The organism is Aquisalimonas sp., assembly GCF_007120195.1.
Taxonomy (GTDB): domain Bacteria; phylum Pseudomonadota; class Gammaproteobacteria; order Nitrococcales; family Aquisalimonadaceae; genus Aquisalimonas.
This window is the reverse complement of record NZ_SKOG01000243.1, coordinates 1-3,802: the sequence shown is the minus strand read 5'-3', so window position 1 is coordinate 3,802 and position 3,802 is coordinate 1. Positions and strand designations below refer to the sequence as shown.

The 3,802-nt window shown below is 65.9% G+C and carries 2 protein-coding genes; both read right to left on the bottom strand.

Annotated elements, in window-relative coordinates:
• Window positions 1-22 precede the first annotated feature (22 nt).
• Window positions 23-340: a hypothetical protein gene (locus tag QZT63_RS17115; protein WP_290652846.1), complete on the bottom strand. Its 318-nt coding sequence runs from the start codon at window positions 338-340 to the stop codon at window positions 23-25.
• A 109-nt stretch (window positions 341-449) separates the two neighbouring features.
• On the bottom strand, window positions 450-3,605 hold the full coding sequence (gene putA / locus QZT63_RS17110) for a bifunctional proline dehydrogenase/L-glutamate gamma-semialdehyde dehydrogenase PutA (protein WP_290652844.1): 3,156 nt from the start codon (window positions 3,603-3,605) through the stop codon (window positions 450-452).
• Between the last annotated feature and the right edge of the window lie 197 nt (window positions 3,606-3,802).

Sequence of the window (3,802 nt, the reverse complement as noted above, 5' to 3'; positions counted from 1 at the left end):
GTGTCCTGTCCCGCAAATAACGTTACGATTGTCGCGGCCCTGACGGCCCCTGGCGGCGTTGCGCCTCCTCGCCGTAGTCCCCGCTACGCCTCGTCGGCGCGCCTTGCCAGGAACCGTCAGGCTCCACGCCAATTTTCGCAACGTATTTACGGGACAGGACACTAGGCGCAGGTGTCTCGGCGGCGTCTCCGGCGTGGTCCACCTTGACGGTGTCCCGCGCGAAAACATCGAGTACGGGGCGGCGTCCGTGATAGAGCCCGTCGGCCTTGTCCTGCCCGAACCCGCCGGTCCCATGGCCACTTTCGGCGTGCGCGTACTGGGCATCAACGTCTCGCGTCAACGGTGCATCGAAATCGACCCGTATCCTTTGGCCAACCTTGGAGGCGAGTCCCAAGGCGTGGAAATGATGGATCAGCGCACCACATTGCTGCCCCGGTTTGTTGTCCTCTTTACATTGGAATGTCCTCGTCATCCGCCATGGCAAACAGCGACGCGTTGCCCCCGGCGGCTGTGGTATCCACGGTCACCGTTCGCTCCGTGGCGAAGCGGTGCAGGTAGCGCGGGCCGCCCGCTTTCGGCCCGGTGCCGGAAAATCCCTCGCCGCCGAACGGCTGGACGCCCACCACCGCGCCGATCTGGTTGCGGTTGACGTAGGTGTTGCCCACGCGCGCCCGGCGCGCGACCCGTTCCACCACCGCGTCGATGCGGCTGTGGACCCCCAGGGTCAGCCCGTAGCGCGTGTCGTTGATGGCGTCGATGACCCGGTCCAGGTCGCCGGCGCGATAGCGGACCACGTGCAGGATCGGCCCGAAATGCTCCTCCTCCAGTTCGTCGATGCCGCTGATCTCGAAAGCAACGGGAGCAACGAAGGTGCCGTTTTGGGTCTCCGGTCCCATGGGGGCTTCGCCAATCAGCCGGGCGTTGCGGCGCATGTGCTCCACATGGGCCATCAGGTTCTCCTGTGCCTCGGGGTCGATCACCGGGCCGACGTCGGTGGCGAGCCAGGCAGGATCGCCGACGGTGAGCTCACGGATGGCGCCGGCGAGCATGGTGAAGACGTGGTCGGCCACGTCCTCCTGCACGTACAGCACGCGTAGTGCAGAGCAGCGCTGGCCGGCACTCTGGAAAGAAGAGATCAGCACATCGCGGACCAGCTGTTCGGGCAGAGCGGTGGAGTCGGCAATCATGGCGTTTTGGCCACCGGTCTCGGCGATCAGCGGAATGATCGGACCCTTGCGGCTGCTCAGGGTCTGGTTGATGCGTCGGGCGGTGGGCACGGAGCCGGTAAACGCCACGCCGGCGATGCGTTCATCGGCCATCAGCCAGCCACCGATCTCTCCGGCGCCGGGGAGGAGTTGCAGTACTTCCGGCGGCACTCCAGCCTCGTGAAGCAGCGCCACGGCACGGGCGCCGATGAGGCTGGTTTGCTCCGCCGGCTTGGCAACCACTGTATTCCCCGTGGCCAGTGCCGCCGTGATCTGGCCGGTAAAAATGGCCAAGGGGAAGTTCCAAGGGCTGATGCACACGAATACACCACGGCCGTGCAGGGAGATCTCGTTTTTCTCACCCGTGGGGCCGGGCAGCGGCATGGGGGCGCCGAAGTCCAGGCGTGCACGCTGGGCGTAGTAGCGGCAGAAATCCACGGCTTCGCGCACCTCGGCCGCGGCATCCGCAATACCTTTGCCGGCTTCCCGGACGCACAGAGCCATGAGTTCGGCCATGTGCTTTTCCATAAGGTTGGCCATGCGCTCCAGGCATTTGGCGCGCTCCTCGACGGCCGTCTGCGCCCACTCCGGGGCGGCGCGGCTGGCCATGGCCACGGCCCCATCCGCCTGTGCCTGGGTGGCCCAGACCACCTCGCCCACCTGCTGGCGTCGATCGGCCGGGTTACGGATGGGCTGGGCGGTGCCGGTGCGGACTCGCCCGCCAATGATGGGCGCTGCCTGCCAGCGCTGTTCTGTCGCCTCGGCCATGCTCTGGCCTAACGGCTCCACGGTGAGAGGATCCGCCAGGTTGACGCCCTTGGAGTTGCGCCGCTGCTCGCCGTAGATGTTCACCGGCAGCGGGATACGCGGGTGCGGCTTGCGCTGGAGGCCGCGGACGGCTTCCATTGGATCTGCCACCATCTCCTCCACGGGCAGCTTTTCATCCTGAATGCGATTGACGAAGGAGCTATTGGCGCCGTTTTCCAGCAGCCGCCGGACCAGGTACGGCAGCAGCTCCTCGTGGCTGCCCACCGGCGCATAGATGCGTACGGGCCGGTTGCCCCGCTTGCGCCCGACGATGGGGTCATACAGGGCTTCGCCCATGCCGTGGAGGCGCTGGAACTCGTACGGCGCCTCGCCAGCTTCCTCCATCACCCAGGCCAGGGTGTGGGCATTGTGGGTTGCGAACTGCGGGTAGATTCGGTCGCTGCCGGCCTTGAGCATCCGCCGGGCGCAGGCCAGGTAGGAGACGTCGGTGCTCGCCTTGCGTGTGAAGACCGGATACTCCGGGTGCCCGCCCTCCTGGGCGCGTTTGATTTCGCTGTCCCAGTACGCCCCCTTGACCAGACGGATCATTAATCGCCGGTCGTGGCGGTGGGCCATATCCGCCAGCCAGTCGATGAGTGGCGCGGCTCGCTTCTGATAGGCCTGCACGGCGAGTCCAAAGCCGTCCCAGCCGGTCAGGCTGCCGTCGCCGGAGACGGCCTCGATGACGTCCAGGGAGATATCCAGGCGATCCGCCTCCTCGGCGTCCACGCACAGGCTGATGTCGGCGTCCCGCGCCTGTTCCGACAGCTGCCCCAGGCGCTCCACGAGGATGTCGCGACTGCGGTGAAAGTGACCGAACTCGTAGCGGGGGTGCAGGGCTGAGAGCTTGACGGAAATTCCCGGTCCGTCCAGCACGCCCCGGCCCTTGCCGGCACGGGCGATGGCCTTGATGGCGTGTTGGTAGCTGGCGAAGTAGCGATCGGCGTCGTCCATCGTGCGCGCCGCCTCGCCCAGCATGTCGTAGGAGTGCCGGCAGCCCTGTTTTTCGTCCTCCCGGGCGCGTTTGAGGGCCTCTTCAATGGTGCGGCCGATGACGAACTGCTTACCCATAATGCGCATGGCCTGCCGGATGGCCTGGCGGATGACCGGCTCGCCGCTGCGCTGGACCATGCGGCGTATGGTGTAGGCCAGATCCCGCGTTGAGCGCTCGTCGAAGCGGACCACGCGCCCTGTGAGCATCAATCCCCAGGTGGAGGCATTCACGAAGATTGATTCGCTGTGCCCCAAGTGGGATTCCCAGTTGCCGGTACTGATCTTGTCGCGGATGAGCTGATCTGCGGTGGTGGAATCAGGGACGCGCATCAGCGCCTCTGCCAGGCACATGAGCACGACACCCTCCTTGCTCGAGAGGTCGTACTCGTGTAGTAACGCGTCAACGCCGCCCTGGGAGACGCGGTTGTCGCGAACGGTCCTCACGAGTGTCGCGGCTTCCTCGGCAATGCGCTGTTGTCGTGCGGGTTCGTTAGTTGCCTCTGCAACCAGTGTTTCGATCATGGACGTTTCATCTGCGTGATAGGACTCGCGGATGGCCTGGCGCAGCTCCGTCGGGCTTGGGCCTGGGGTGATGATCATAATGCTATCCACCGTTGGCTGGGTGGTGGCCACCTAGTGTCCTGTAACCGAAATTCGTTGTCTTTTGAGCTGCCTGTCCGGCCGTGGAGCAAGGCGCGGCTCGCAGCCAATGGCCGTCGCCCTTGGCAAGAGGCGCAACACCGCTGCGCGGCCGGACAGGCGCTCCCGGAGGGCTTGCCGGTGCGCCTCCGAGGCGG